Source organism: Streptomyces toyocaensis (genome assembly GCF_000725125.1).
GTDB classification, from domain to species: domain Bacteria; phylum Actinomycetota; class Actinomycetes; order Streptomycetales; family Streptomycetaceae; genus Streptomyces; species Streptomyces toyocaensis.
This window is the reverse complement of sequence record NZ_JFCB01000018.1, coordinates 91718-104130: the sequence shown is the minus strand read 5'-3', so window position 1 is coordinate 104130 and position 12413 is coordinate 91718. Positions and strand designations below refer to the sequence as shown.

At 69.9% G+C, this 12413-nt stretch carries 14 protein-coding genes; 5 read left to right on the top strand and 9 right to left on the bottom strand.

Going from position 1 to position 12413, the window contains the following annotated elements; genetic code table 11:
- Positions 1 to 51 precede the first annotated feature (51 nt).
- Positions 52 to 1389, bottom strand: coding sequence for an MATE family efflux transporter (locus BU52_RS20080; RefSeq protein WP_037936281.1), 1338 nt, complete (start codon positions 1387 to 1389; stop codon positions 52 to 54).
- Between the two features lie 459 nt (positions 1390 to 1848).
- On the opposite strand from BU52_RS20080, the gene dnaB reads away from it, so the two are divergent.
- Together dnaB and BU52_RS20070 are read left to right on the top strand one after the other, a co-directional pair.
- Positions 1849 to 3327 carry a replicative DNA helicase gene (gene dnaB, locus BU52_RS20075; protein ID WP_037936279.1) on the top strand — a complete coding sequence of 493 codons (1479 nt, stop codon included), beginning with the start codon at positions 1849 to 1851 and terminating at the stop codon, positions 3325 to 3327.
- 48 nt (positions 3328 to 3375) lie between these two features.
- Positions 3376 to 4761 carry a serine hydrolase domain-containing protein gene (locus tag BU52_RS20070; RefSeq protein WP_037936276.1) on the top strand — a complete coding sequence of 462 codons (1386 nt, stop codon included), beginning with the start codon at positions 3376 to 3378 and terminating at the stop codon, positions 4759 to 4761.
- Positions 4762 to 4826: 65 nt separating this feature from the next.
- Here the strand turns inward: BU52_RS20070 and BU52_RS20065 are convergent, their stop codons facing one another.
- The 8 genes from BU52_RS20065 to BU52_RS20030 form a co-directional block, all read right to left on the bottom strand.
- Positions 4827 to 5279 (bottom strand): GNAT family N-acetyltransferase, encoded by a 453-nt coding sequence (locus tag BU52_RS20065; RefSeq protein WP_037936273.1) that lies wholly within the window; start codon positions 5277 to 5279, stop codon positions 4827 to 4829.
- Between the two features lie 9 nt (positions 5280 to 5288).
- Complete coding sequence (locus BU52_RS20060; protein WP_037936270.1) at positions 5289 to 5753, bottom strand: MarR family winged helix-turn-helix transcriptional regulator; 465 nt, start codon at positions 5751 to 5753, stop codon at positions 5289 to 5291.
- Positions 5754 to 5936: 183 nt separating this feature from the next.
- On the bottom strand, positions 5937 to 6803 hold the full coding sequence (locus BU52_RS20055; protein ID WP_037936268.1) for a GNAT family N-acetyltransferase: 867 nt from the start codon (positions 6801 to 6803) through the stop codon (positions 5937 to 5939).
- A 90-nt stretch (positions 6804 to 6893) separates the two neighbouring features.
- Entirely contained in the window at positions 6894 to 7376 is a 483-nt protein-coding gene (locus BU52_RS20050; protein ID WP_037936266.1) for an NUDIX domain-containing protein, read from the bottom strand.
- A gap of 85 nt (positions 7377 to 7461) precedes the next feature.
- Entirely contained in the window at positions 7462 to 8367 is a 906-nt protein-coding gene (locus tag BU52_RS20045) for a LysR family transcriptional regulator (protein ID WP_037936265.1), read from the bottom strand.
- A gap of 232 nt (positions 8368 to 8599) precedes the next feature.
- The gene (locus tag BU52_RS20040) at positions 8600 to 9769 is read right to left on the bottom strand and encodes a cystathionine gamma-lyase (RefSeq protein ID WP_037936262.1); all 1170 of its coding nucleotides are present in this window, start codon (positions 9767 to 9769) and stop codon (positions 8600 to 8602) included.
- Positions 9766 to 10257: a low molecular weight protein-tyrosine-phosphatase gene (locus tag BU52_RS20035; RefSeq protein WP_037936260.1), complete on the bottom strand. Its 492-nt coding sequence runs from the start codon at positions 10255 to 10257 to the stop codon at positions 9766 to 9768. Before BU52_RS20035 ends, BU52_RS20040 begins: the two co-directional genes overlap by 4 nt.
- Positions 10254 to 10640 (bottom strand): phage holin family protein, encoded by a 387-nt coding sequence (locus tag BU52_RS20030; RefSeq protein WP_037936257.1) that lies wholly within the window; start codon positions 10638 to 10640, stop codon positions 10254 to 10256. Before BU52_RS20030 ends, BU52_RS20035 begins: the two co-directional genes overlap by 4 nt.
- Positions 10641 to 10700: 60 nt before the next feature.
- On the opposite strand from BU52_RS20030, the gene BU52_RS20025 reads away from it, so the two are divergent.
- The 3 genes from BU52_RS20025 (at position 10701) to BU52_RS20015 (ending at position 12405) form a co-directional block, all read left to right on the top strand.
- On the top strand, positions 10701 to 11018 hold the full coding sequence (locus tag BU52_RS20025) for a cupin domain-containing protein (RefSeq protein WP_037936253.1): 318 nt from the start codon (positions 10701 to 10703) through the stop codon (positions 11016 to 11018).
- 150 nt (positions 11019 to 11168) lie between these two features.
- The gene (locus tag BU52_RS20020; RefSeq protein ID WP_037936250.1) at positions 11169 to 11381 is read left to right on the top strand and encodes a DUF5326 family protein; all 213 of its coding nucleotides are present in this window, start codon (positions 11169 to 11171) and stop codon (positions 11379 to 11381) included.
- A gap of 193 nt (positions 11382 to 11574) precedes the next feature.
- Positions 11575 to 12405: an IclR family transcriptional regulator gene (locus tag BU52_RS20015; RefSeq protein WP_235216382.1), complete on the top strand. Its 831-nt coding sequence runs from the start codon at positions 11575 to 11577 to the stop codon at positions 12403 to 12405.
- The last annotated feature ends 8 nt before the right edge of the window (positions 12406 to 12413 follow it).

The window sequence follows — 12413 nt, the reverse complement described above, 5'->3', positions numbered from 1 at the left end:
GGCCGCATCCTTCGGGATGCGGCCCCCATGGCCGTGTTTCACGTGAAACAGTCAGCGTGCCGCGCCCGTGACGATCCAGCGGCCCGAACGGGTACGCACCCACAGGGTCAGCATGCGTACGGTCATCATCAGGGTCATCGTGGCCCACAGGGCGGTGAGCCCGCCGTCGAATGCGGGGACCAGGAGGGCGGCCGGAGTGAACACCGCAAGGGTCAGCAGCATCGCCCAGGCCAGATACGGTCCGTCTCCCGCGCCCATCAGCACGCCGTCCAGGACGAAGACGATGCCGCAGATCGGTTGTGACAGTGCCACGAGTACCAGTGCGGGCAGCGCCGCGTCCGTGACCGTGGCGTCGCTGGTGAACAGGGGCAGGAAGACCGGCCGGGCGAGTATCACCAGGACGCCGAGGACAACACCGACCGCGATACCCCACTCGACCATACGACGGCATGCCTGGCGGGCCCCCAGGGCGTCGCCGGCCCCGAGATAGCGCCCGATGATGGCCTGCCCGGCGATGGCGATGGCGTCCAATGCGAACGCCAGCAGGCTCCACAGGGAAAGGATGATCTGGTGCGCCGCGATGTCGGAGTCGCCCAGGCGGGCGGCGACGGCCGTCGCGATCATCAGGATGGCGCGAAGAGAGAGGGTGCGCACCAGCAGCGGGACACCTGCCTGAGCCGAGGCCCTGATGCCGGCGGCGTCCGGGCGCAGGGATGCCCCGTGCCTGCGTGCTCCGCGGAGCACCACGGTGAGGTAGACCGCGGCCATGCCCCATTGCGCGATGACGGTGCCCCAGGCGGAGCCCGCGATACCCAGGTCGGCGCCATAGACCAGGGCGACATTGAGTACGGCGTTGGCGACGAAGCCGGCGATCGCCACGTAGAGAGGTGTCTTGGTGTTCTGGAGTCCGCGCAGGACACCGGTCGCGGCGAGCACCACGAGCATGGCCGGTATGCCGAGCGTGGAGATCCGGAGATACGTCGTCGCGTAGGGGGCCGCAGTGTCGGAGGCACCGAAGATGTTCACGAGGGCGGGTGCTGTGGGCAGGACGACGGCCAGGACGACAGCACCGAGGAGCAGCGCCAGCCAGATACCGTCCATGCCTTGGCGGATGGCCGACGGGAGGTCCCCTGCTCCCACACGTCGGGCGACGGCGGCCGTGGTTGCGTAGGCCAGGAAGACGAAGACGCTGACGGCGGTCATCAGGAGAGCCGACGCGACGCCGAGCCCGGCGAGTTGTGCGGTTCCGAGATGGCCGACGATGGCGCTGTCCGCCATGACGAACAGCGGCTCGGCGACGAGGGCGCCGAAGGCCGGAACCGCCAGCATGACGATCTCTCGGTCGTGCTGCCGTCGAGTTGCTCCGCGGCGCGCGGGGGCCTGTGTCATGTGCACCAATCTAATCGTCCACAGGTAAGAAGTGCAAAGCATGACTGGCCCTTACTTAGTGGCGCAGGGTGTGGGCTTGCGTACACCGCATGAAGCGATCTTGATCCGACCGGGAAAGTTTTTCTTCTGCACAGCCGGTGGATGGTAAACATGCAGGTCAGGAGCGCCGCCCTAGGTGAGTTCCGGGCTTGTTCACAGGGCTGTCCACCGTCTCGTGCACAGGTTTCCCGGAGTTCTCCACAGCATTGGGCCCGTCGTCCACATGGCCTGTGGATAACCAGATTGGCTGACGCTGCCGACGGGCCTACGGTGGTCCGGCGCCCGCTCCGTCCGCCGGTTTCAGAAAAGCCACAAATCCGGCGCGCGACAAACGGAGTTGGGCCTCTTATTTGTCAGTGCCGTGCCGTAGAACAGAGAGGCACGGCGAGGTCCGCTCGGCGGACGGGAGGAGGTGGCTCGGTGAGCATTTCCGAGCCCTTGGACGACCCGTGGGCCGACAGCGGTCCCAGTGATCGTCTGCCCGCCTCCCGCCGGCGTGAGGACCGCGGCCGGGGCCGCGACGAGCAGCACGACCGCGGCCCGGAGGGCGGCGGATGGGACGGTGGGGGCTCCGCGTTCGAGAGGGTGCCGCCCCAGGATCTCGACGCCGAGCAGTCGGTCCTGGGCGGCATGCTGCTGTCCAAGGACGCCATCGCCGACGTCGTCGAGATCCTCAAGGGCCACGACTTCTACAAGCCGGCCCACGAAACCGTCTACACCGCGATCCTCGACGTCTACGCCAAGGGTGAGCCGGCCGACCCCATCACGATCGCCGCGGAGCTGACCAAGCGTGGCGAGATCAACAAGGTCGGCGGGGCCTCCTACCTTCACACCCTCGTCCAGACGGTCCCCACCGCGGCGAACGCGGCGTACTACGCCGAGATCGTGCATGAGCGCGCCGTGCTGCGCCGTCTGGTGGAGGCCGGTACGCGCATCACCCAGATGGGATACGCGGCCGACGACGACGTGGACGAGATCGTCAACCGTGCGCAGGCGGAGATCTATGCCGTCACCGAACAGCGCACGAGCGAGGACTATCTGCCGCTCGGCGACATCATGGAGGGCGCCCTCGACGAGATCGAGGCGATCGGGTCCCGTAGCGGCGAGATGACCGGAGTACCCACCGGGTTCACCGACTTCGACTCACTCACCAACGGTCTCCACCCGGGACAGATGATCGTCATCGCCGCTCGTCCCGCGATGGGCAAGTCGACGCTCGCCCTGGACTTCGCGCGGGCGGCGTCCATCAAGAACAACCTGCCCAGCGTCATCTTCTCGCTCGAGATGGGACGCAACGAGATCGCGATGCGTCTGCTCTCTGCGGAGGCGCGCGTCGCGCTGCACCACATGCGTTCCGGAACGATGACCGACGAGGACTGGACGCGCCTGGCACGCCGGATGCCGGACGTCTCGGCGGCACCGCTCTACATCGACGATTCCCCGAACCTGTCGATGATGGAGATCCGCGCCAAGTGCCGTCGTCTGAAGCAGCGCAACGATCTGAAGCTGGTCGTCATCGACTACCTCCAGCTGATGCAGTCCGGCGGTTCCAAGCGTGCCGAGAGCCGGCAGCAGGAGGTCTCGGACATGTCCCGAAACCTCAAGTTGCTCGCCAAGGAGCTGGAGATCCCGGTCATCGCGCTCTCCCAGCTGAACCGTGGCCCGGAGCAGCGCACCGACAAGAAGCCGATGGTCTCCGACCTGCGTGAGTCCGGATCCATCGAGCAGGACGCCGACATGGTCATCCTGCTGCACCGCGAGGACGCCTACGAGAAGGAGTCCCCTCGGGCGGGCGAGGCCGACCTCATCGTGGCGAAGCACCGAAACGGTCCGACGGCGACGATCACGGTCGCCTTCCAGGGCCACTACTCGCGCTTCGTGGACATGGCGCAGACCTGATCAGCCGTACCACCGTCCCTCGTCCTGCAGGCGTGCTGGACTGAGGGCATGACGACATCTGAGGAAGAACTGCTGCCCGGGACGCGGCGCGCCCTGCTGCACCGCATCGCCGTCGCCCAGGCCGAAGGGCGTGCGCCGTCGCTCGTCGCGGCCGTGGTGCGGGGCGGCAGGACCGTGTGGACGGGAGCACGGACCTCGGCTGCGTGCCATGGCCCGGACGAGAACGTGCAGTACCGGGTCGGTTCGATCACCAAGACGTTCACCGCCGTTCTGGTGCTCCGGCTGCGCGACGAGGGGGCGCTGGACCTCTCCGACCCGCTGGACAAACACCTGCCGGGCACCGGAGTGGGCGAGGCGACCATTGCCGAGCTGCTCTCGCACAGCGGTGGGCTGGCCGCCGAGACGCCCGGCCCCTGGTGGGAGCGGACTCCCGGCACCCTGCGGCCCGGCTTGGCCGACCTGCTGGGCGAACGGCCGTTGCTGCACCCCAGGGGCAGGCGGTTCCACTACTCGAACCCCGGATACGCGGTGCTGGGCGCCCTCGTCGAGGAACTGCGGGGTGCCCCGTGGGAGGAGGTGCTGCGGCGGGAGGTGCTCGAGCCCTTGGGTCTGCGCCGTACGAGTGCGCGACCGGAGGCGCCGCACGCCGGCGGCTGGGCGGTGCATCCGTGGGCGGATGTGATGCTGCCCGAGCCCCTGGAGGATCTCGGGCTGATGGCGCCCGCCGGCCAACTGTGGTCGACGACACGGGACCTGGCGCGCTTCGTGGCCTTCCTGGCCGAGGGGGACGAGCGAGTACTGAGCGCCGAGTCGGTGCGGGAGATGAGGACGCCGGCGACACCGGTGGAGGCGGCGGACGTCGCCGACGGCTATACGTACGGCCTGGGCATGGAGCTCCGCCACCAGCACGGGCGTGCTCTCTGGGGTCACACCGGTTCGCTTCCGGGCTTCCTCGCCTGCGTCGCGATGGGCGTGGCGGACGACGTGGGCGCGGTGGTCCTGGCCAACTGCACCTCTGGTCCCGCGCCGTTCTCGGTCGCCGCCGATCTGGTGCGGATCGTCGCCGAGGCGGAACCACGTGTCCCCGAGCCGTGGCAGCCGCTGCGGCAGGCCGATCCCGCGGTACTGGAACTGGCGGGTGAGTGGTACTGGGGGACGTACGCCTTCGCGCTGCGGCTGTCGGCCGACGGGATCGTCTCGCTGGAGCCACTGTCCGGCAACGGCCGGCGCTCACGCTTCCGCTCGAACGGGGACGGCACCTGGGTGGGGCTGGAGGGCTACTACGCCGGAGAAATCCTGCGGCCCGTGCGGCGACCGGACGGGGAGGTGAGCCATCTCGACCTGGGGTCCTTCGTGTTCACGCGCCGGCCGTATGACGAGGGAGCTCCCGTGCCGGGCGGAGTGGACTCCGAGGGGTGGCGCGGCATCGGCTGACCATCGGCCTCGGGTGAGCGGGTGCGGGGTCATGTTCCACGTGAAACACGACCCCGAGCGCTTCGTCAGAGGGACAGCTTGAAGCCCACGTGGGAGGCCGTGAAGCCGAGGCGTTCATAGAACCGGTGGGCGTCGGTGCGGGTGTTGTCGGAGGTCAGCTGGACCAGTCGGCAACCCTCGCGGCGGGAGGTGTCGATCGCCCACTCGATGAGCCGGCTGCCCAGGCCGCTGCCGCGCTCGTCCGCGTGGATGCGGACCCCTTCGATGATCGACCTGGTGGAGCCACGCCGGGACAGCCCCGGAACGATCGTGAGCTGCAGTGTGCCGACGACGCGCCCCTCGCGGACCGCGACGACCAGGTGCTGGTTCGGATCGGTGGCGAGCCGTTCCATCGCGGCCCGGTACGGACGGAGGTCGTCCGGGGACTCACGCTGGGCGCCCAGGGGGTCGTCCGCGAGCATGCCGACGATCGCGGGAAGGTCGCCGGCGGCCGCGCCGCGTATCTCAAGATCTTCCATGCCGGCACCCTATGCGGGCACCGGCGCCCTCAGCGTCTCCACGGTCCGGACGAGCGGGGCCAGCTCCGGGTTCTTCGCGGCCTCGTCGAGGGCCTCGCGCAAGGCGGTGTCATTGGTCGGCCGTGCCTCCCTCAGGAGCTCGAGGCCCGACTCGGTGACGTTGGTGTAGATGCCGCGCCGGTCGGTCGGGCACAGATAGCGCTCCAGCAGGCCCCGGTCCTCGAGCCGGGTGACCAGGCGGGTCGTGGCGCTCTGGCTGAGCACGACCGCGTCGGCGACCTGCTTCATCTGGAGATGGCCACCGTCGCCGTCATGCTGGCGGCTCAGTACGTCGAGCAGGGAGTACTCCCGCACGCTCAGGTCGTGCCGGGTCTGAAGGGCGCGCTCGATGTGGGCCTCGATCCTCCCGTGCAGCAGGGAGAGTGCGCACCAGCCCTGAGCGAGGGCGGTGAGCGCGGCGTCCGTGGCCGTCATGGGCGTTTCTTCCGTCCAGGAGCTGCTGCCATCAGGGTAGAGCACATTCGCAATAGTGAGCGATTGCATATAGCCCGCGTTTGCAATTATTGTGCTCGCGTATGAAATGTGCTCATCCTGTTCGGCCTCGGCACCGGTCGGGAACTCTCGGGACCGGCGTCGCGCTGCGCGCGGGTGCGGCTGTCAGGCCGCCGCGACCGTCACCGGGGCGAACCGCCGGCTCCAGTCCCCGGGCAGCTCCGTGATCCCGTACGTCATGACGGCATTGCACGCGACGGAGGCCAGCCCGTGCTCCTTCACCCAGTCGAGCAGCTCGGCGTGCCGCACATCGATGTCGGTGCGCAGGGGCCGGCCGGTGTGGGCCGCGAGGGAAGCGACGAGGGCCTTGGCCGTCGCGGTGTCACGGGCGATCAATGGGCCCACGACCTGGGTGTCCATGTTGGGCCAGGCCGCCGCGTACCCGATGATCCGCCCGTCCTCCTCGGCGACGCGCAACTGATCGGCGAAGGCGGGCAGCCGGGTGACGATGTGCGTGCGGTCCGTCCCGAACACCTCCTCGTCCAGCCGGAGGATCGCCGGGAGGTCCTCCGCGGTGGCGGCACGCGTGGCGACCTCCGGTCCGGCACCCGAGGGGACGAAGTGGCCCCGCACCATCTCGGCCCGGCCGGTGACCTTGAACCCGAGCTCCTCGTACAGCGGTCGGCCGAAGGGGGTCGCGTGCAGCGTGAGGGGCGTGACGCCCATCGTCGAGACGACGTGACGCATCAACCGGCGTCCCACGCCCCGGCGCGCATGCCGTTCGGCGACCAGGACCATGCCGATGGCCGCGAGGTCGGGCTGCTCCCGCCGCCCGTACTCGGTGACGACGCACGCGGTGACCAGGCCGCCGCCGGGGTCGTCGATGCCGTACCCCTTTCCGGCCGCGAGAAGGAGACCCCACTTGTGCTCCTCCCGTGGCCACCCCCGGTCCTCGGACAAGTCGGCGCAGGCGGTGAGGTCGCGGAGCGTCAGACGGCGGATGGGCAGAGAGGCGAGGGAAGGTGTCGGCACGCAGGTCAGGCTGTCCGACGAGGGCCTTCGGCGTCCACCCGTTTCCACAGAATCGGCCGAGCTTTCGGCCATCTGCGCGCGGCCTGCGGGTCAGCCCAGGTCGGGGGCGTGCATGGCGCGTACCCCTTCGATGTTGCCGTCCAGATAGTGCCGCAGCGACAGCGGCACGAGATGGACGGAGGCGATACCGACCCGGGTGAACGGCACACGGACGATCTCGTACTCGCCGACGGGTTCGTCGACCTCCGGGCCGTGCCGCAGGGAGGGATCCATCGATTCCAGGCGGCACACGAAGAAGTGCTGCACCTTCACGCCGGTGGCGCCGCCGTCCTCGCCGATGTGCTCCACGGTGTCGACGAAGCAGGGCACCACATCGGTGATCTTCGCGCCGAGCTCCTCGTGCACCTCCCGGTGCAGGGCGTCCACGACGGTCGAGTCCTCCGGCTCGACCCCGCCGCCCGGGGTGACCCAGTAGGGATCCATGCCCGGCTTGGTGCGCTTGATCAGAATCAGGTTCTCGCCCTCGAGCAGAACGGCTCGGGCGGTGCGCTTGACCACGGGTCGGACGGTCATGGAGGAAATGTGGCCCGGCTGGTTCCACGTGAAACATCGTGCGGTCCACCGGCCGGTCTCCCGCGATGACACCCGCCCCGGCCGGTCAGCACCAGTCGGTGGCGGCCTGCTCCAGCCAGTCGTGGGCCCGCGCGATGTGCGGCATCGCCAGCGTGCCGGTCCGCACCACCAGGAAGTACGTACGCAGCGGGGGCACCGCCGGTTCGTGGAGGGCCGTCACCTCACCCCGCTCCAGTGCACCCGCGCACAGGTAGCGTGGCAGCACCGCGAGCCCCGCCCCCGCGCCGGCGCAGGCCAGCACCGCGCGTAGATCCGGGACGACGACGGTGGCCGGGGCGACCGGCCGGGAATCGAAGACGGACGCCCAGTAACGGGCGACGAACGGCAGCGACTCGTGCACCTCGACCACGGGGATCTGCTCCAGGGCGGACGGACCGTCCCGGCGGACCGTGCCGGAGCCGATCCGCCCGGCCCAGTGCGGGGCGGCGATCAGCACATGCTCCTCGTCGCAGAGCGCGGTCGCCGAGAGCAGGGCCCCGCGTGGCCGGGCCGTGCTGATGGCCAGATCGTGGTGTCCGGCGGCGAGCCCTTCCAAGGTTTCCTCGTCGCTGGCGAAGGAGGCTCGCAGGGCGAAGCCATGGCCGTCCTCACCGGTCAGCTCGGTGAGCGCGGGCAGCGCCCGCTCGGCGGTGAATTCCGGGGGTCCCGCCAGATGCAGCGTCCGTAAGGAGGAATCCTCCTCCAGCCCGGACTCGGCTATCTCCACCAGGGCGTCGAGATGCGGTGCTGCCTTGTGGGCGAGCTCGTCCCCGATGGTCGTCGGTGTCACACCGCGCGCCTGACGCAGGAACAGGGGCCGCCCCACCTGCCGTTCGAGCGCTCGTATCTGAGAGGTGACGGCCGGCTGGGAAAGTCCGAGCAGGGCGGCGGCACGGGTGAAGGAACCGGCCCGGTGCACGGTCACGAAGGTCCGCAGCAAGGCCAGATCCACGGCACGCCCTCCCTTGTCGGCCCCCGCTGCAGGCCGGTTGCGGCCAGCTATAAATAAGTCGATAGGTCGCTGTCGCTAGGGTGATTGGACACTGACACCGAGTCAACTAGCCTTGGTCGTGCGGTTCTTCGTGCACGGAACCGAGGACGGTCCGAGCCACGAGGGGGGAGGCTCGGACCGTCCGCCGCGGTGCGCCGGACGCACGGCGTCCGTTCCCGTCCGCGGCGGCTGGTCAGGCGGCGGACTCGGCCAGGGCGCGCAGCACGTCCGCCATCAGGTCCTCCGGGTCCTCGGCGCCCACCGAGAAGCGGATGAAGCCCTCGGGCACCGCGTCCCCGCCCCAGCGCCCGCGCCGCTCCGCCGTGGACCGAACGCCGCCGAAGCTCGTCGCGTCGTCCACGAGCCGCAGCGCGTCGAGGAAACGGTCCGCACGCGCGCGCGTGGGCAGCGTGAAGGAGACCACGCACCCGTAGCGCCGCATCTGCTGCGAGGCGATCGTGTGGGAGGGATCGTCGGGCAGCCCCGGATAACGCAGCCCCGTCACCTCCGGCCGTTCCCGCAGCGCCAGGGCGAGCGCCAGCGCGGTGGCGTTCTGGCGCTCGACGCGCAGCTGGAGCGTGGCGATCGAGCGATGCGCGAGCCAGGCCTCCATGGGACCGGGAATCGCACCGACGATCTTGCGCCAGCGTCGGACGGCGGCCATGGCCGCCGCGTCGCGGCCGGTGACGTAGCCGAGGAGCACGTCGCCGTGCCCGGTGAGCTGCTTGGTGCCGCTGGCCACCGCGAAGTCGGCGCCGAGTTCCAGCGGGCGCTGGCCGAGCGGCGTCGCGAGGGTGTTGTCGACGGCGACCAGGGCGCCCTGGGCGTGTGCCGCCTCGGCGAGCCGGCGCACGTCGCACACGTCCAGTCCCGGGTTCGAGGGGGTCTCGATCCACAGCAGCCTCGCCCCGTCGAGGACGTCGAGCTGGGCGTCGCCACCGGTCGGGGCGGTGCGCACCTCGATGCCGTACGTCTCGAGCTGGGAGCGCACCAGGGGCAGCGCCTGGTAACCGTCGTTCGGCAGGACGACCGCGTCCCCGGCGCGGAGCTGGGAGAAGAGCACCGAGGAGATGGCGGCCATGCCCGAGGCGAAGACCAGGGTCTCGGCATCGTCGCGCCCGGGCGCCTCCAGCTCGCCGATGGCCCGTTCCAGCAGCGTCCAGGTCGGGTTCTCGTCCCGGCCGTAGGTGTACGGGCCGGTGGGAGCGCCGGGCAGGTGGAAGTGGGCGGCGAACACGGGGCCGGGCAGGGTCGGCTCGTGCTTGACCGGCTCGGGCAGACCGGCCCGTACCGCGCGGGTGCCGTCACCCGCCCGGGCGGGGAGCTCCGGGCCGTGGTCCGCACCCGTCGTCGAATAGTTCATGCAGCCTGTCCTTCCACGTGCGCGCGAACGGCGGCGAGCAGCCCTTCGCTCGCCGCCTCCACCATCTCAAGACACGCGTCGAAGTCTTCCGCGCCCCCGTAGTAGGGGTCCGGCACGTCGAGGTCGTCGTCGGCGGCGGGGTCGTACGAACGCAGCAGACGGATCTTGCCGGCGTCCTCCTCCGTCGGGGCGAGTCGCCGCAGTGCCCGGAGGTGACCGGCATCGAGTGCGAGGACGAGGTCGAGGTGCCCGAACCAGGACGGGTCGAACTGCCGGGCGGTGTGCCCGGCGTCGTAGCCGTGCTCCCGCAGCACGGTCACCGTGCGCGGGTCGGCGCCCTCGCCCTCGTGCCAGCCGCCCGTACCGGCGCTGTCCACCTCGACCCGGTCGTCGAGCCCCGCCCCGGCCACCCGCGCGCGGAAGACCGACTCGGCCATCGGGGAGCGGCAGATGTTGCCGGTGCAGACGAAGCAGACGCGGTAGGTCATCGCGCCCGGTCCCCGTCGGGCAGGACGACGTTGAGCGCCCAGGAGACGACAGAGATGATCAGACCGCCGAGTATGGCCGTCCAGAAGCCCTCCACATGGAAGCTCAGGTCGAGCTGGTCGGCGAGCCAGGAGGTGAGCAGCAGCATCAGCGCGTTCACCACCAGGGTGAACAGTCCGAGCGTCAGAATGAGCAGGGGAAGGCTGAGGAGCTGCACGACCGGCTTGACCAGGACGTTCACCAGGCCGAAGAGCAGGGCGACCAGGAGCAGGGTGCCGATCTCCTTGCCCGTGCTGTCACCGGTCAGGGTGATCTTGTCGAGCAGCCACACCGCGACCGCGAGGGCGCCCGCGTTGGCGATCGTCTTGACTAGGAAATTCATCATGTGTCTGATCGTGGCAGACACGATCGGGCTTGAGCAGTGAGGCAGGGGCGGGACCAGGAGATGAAGGCATTCCGGCTGGACGAACTGGAGGCGGAGCGGGCCGCCAACGACGGGGCCTACCTGCAGTTCCTGCGGGAGCGGAACATGTCGGTCGGCCTCTACGCCCTGGACGCGGGCGCTCAGGACCCGCAGCAGCCGCACCAGCAGGACGAGGTGTACTTCGTCGTCAGCGGCCGTGCGTCGATCACGGTGGGCATGGAGACCACACAGGTGGCGCGCGGCAGCGTCGTGTACGTACCGGCCGGAGTGGCCCACAAGTTCCACCACATCAGCGAGGACCTGCGGGTTCTGGTGGTGTTCTCTCCGCCCGAGAGCTGAGCCGGGAACTCGGGGTTCCCTAGGGGATCGGTCAGGGGAGGACAAGGGGTCCGTCGCCCCCGCCGGGCCATCCGCCGCCCTAGCATCGGGTGCAGGACATCATCTGACGCGACCCGGCACGCGACGGGCGGAGAGGTAAGGACAAGGGCGATGCGAGAGATCTTCACGGGACTGCCGTGGTGGGTGAAGTGGATCGCGGTGCCGGTCATCGCTCTGGTGGTGTTCGGCGGGCTGATTGCGAGCGTGGTCGGCTTCGTGATCGGACTGCTCTTCAAGCTGCTGGTGTTCGTGGCGCTGGTCGGCGGCCTGATCTACGTCGTACGCAAGTTCACCTCGAGTTCCTCGTCGCGCGGCGACTGGTGAGACGAGGGGGACCGGTGAGGCGGTAACAGGAATCGCCGGTTCCCTCGGGCGGGGGAAGTTTCTCCGGCGGGCCGTCTGCGTGCGGTGAGGGCCCGTTAGAGTCCGAAACTCGACGCGGGGACGATCCCCGCGAGCGGCGACCCCCACCCGTGTTCCCCGCACGGGCTGCCCCCTCGCGTTTCGGGAGTGACCCTTGGCCACGACTGGCACCGCCTCCGCGCATCTGCCCGCGGTCCCCTCACAGCCCCGCTCCCCGGCGTGCCCCGCACCGGCGCCCGGTGCGACCCTCATCGGATCCGTCCAGCGGGCCATGCGCCTGCTGGAGACCGTCGCCGGCCACGCGTACGGGGCACCCGCCAAGCAACTGGCCCGCGAGACCGGGCTGGCCCTCCCCACCACCTACCACCTGCTGCGCACCCTGGTGCACGAGGGTTATCTGCGCCGGGACAAGGGGCTGTTCTTCCTGGGGGAGGCCGCTGAACGGCTGAGCAGCAGCGGAGCACAGCAGAAACGTCGCAGCAAGGTCGTCGACACTCTCGCCCGCTGGCGGGACGCGATCGGTGCCCCCGTGTACTACGCGGTCTACCGCGACGGTGAGATCGACATCGTCTGCGTCTCCGACACGCCGGGCAACCCCGCGGTCGAGGAATGGGCCGACTTCCGGGAGACCGGCCACGCCCACGCCCTCGGGCAGTGTCTGCTCTCCCAGCTCGACGAGGAGGCACGCCGCGACCACCTGGACCGCTACCCCGTGCGCCCCGTCACGCCGTACACCGTGCGCGACGATCACAGCCTGCTCCGACGCCTGGACCGGACCCGGCGCATGGAGCTGGTGACGGAGCGCCAGGAATACGCCCTGGGGGCGGTGTGCGCGGCGATCCCGATCACCGTCGGCACCACGGCGGCCTCGATGGCCGTCTCCCTGCCCGCACATCAGGCCGACCGGCTGATCCCCGCCGCCCGGCATCTGCAGGCCGAGCTGGGACGCCTGCTGGGGTCGCTCGCGCTGTCTATCAGTATCTGAAAACTCAC

What these genes read in the sequence shown, in the direction of transcription:
- BU52_RS20080 (WP_037936281.1), bottom strand. Translation starts at nt 1,389, where the DNA reads ATGACACAGGCCCCCGCGCGCCGCGGAGCAACTCGACGGCAGCACGAC.
- BU52_RS20070 (WP_037936276.1), top strand. Translation starts at nt 3,376, where the DNA reads ATGACGACATCTGAGGAAGAACTGCTGCCCGGGACGCGGCGCGCCCTG.
- BU52_RS20065 (WP_037936273.1), bottom strand. Translation starts at nt 5,279, where the DNA reads ATGGAAGATCTTGAGATACGCGGCGCGGCCGCCGGCGACCTTCCCGCG.
- BU52_RS20060 (WP_037936270.1), bottom strand. Translation starts at nt 5,753, where the DNA reads ATGACGGCCACGGACGCCGCGCTCACCGCCCTCGCTCAGGGCTGGTGC.
- BU52_RS20050 (WP_037936266.1), bottom strand. Translation starts at nt 7,376, where the DNA reads ATGACCGTCCGACCCGTGGTCAAGCGCACCGCCCGAGCCGTTCTGCTC.
- BU52_RS20040 (WP_037936262.1), bottom strand. Translation starts at nt 9,769, where the DNA reads ATGAACTATTCGACGACGGGTGCGGACCACGGCCCGGAGCTCCCCGCC.
- BU52_RS20035 (WP_037936260.1), bottom strand. Translation starts at nt 10,257, where the DNA reads ATGACCTACCGCGTCTGCTTCGTCTGCACCGGCAACATCTGCCGCTCC.
- BU52_RS20030 (WP_037936257.1), bottom strand. Translation starts at nt 10,640, where the DNA reads ATGATGAATTTCCTAGTCAAGACGATCGCCAACGCGGGCGCCCTCGCG.
- BU52_RS20025 (WP_037936253.1), top strand. Translation starts at nt 10,701, where the DNA reads ATGAAGGCATTCCGGCTGGACGAACTGGAGGCGGAGCGGGCCGCCAAC.
- BU52_RS20020 (WP_037936250.1), top strand. Translation starts at nt 11,169, where the DNA reads ATGCGAGAGATCTTCACGGGACTGCCGTGGTGGGTGAAGTGGATCGCG.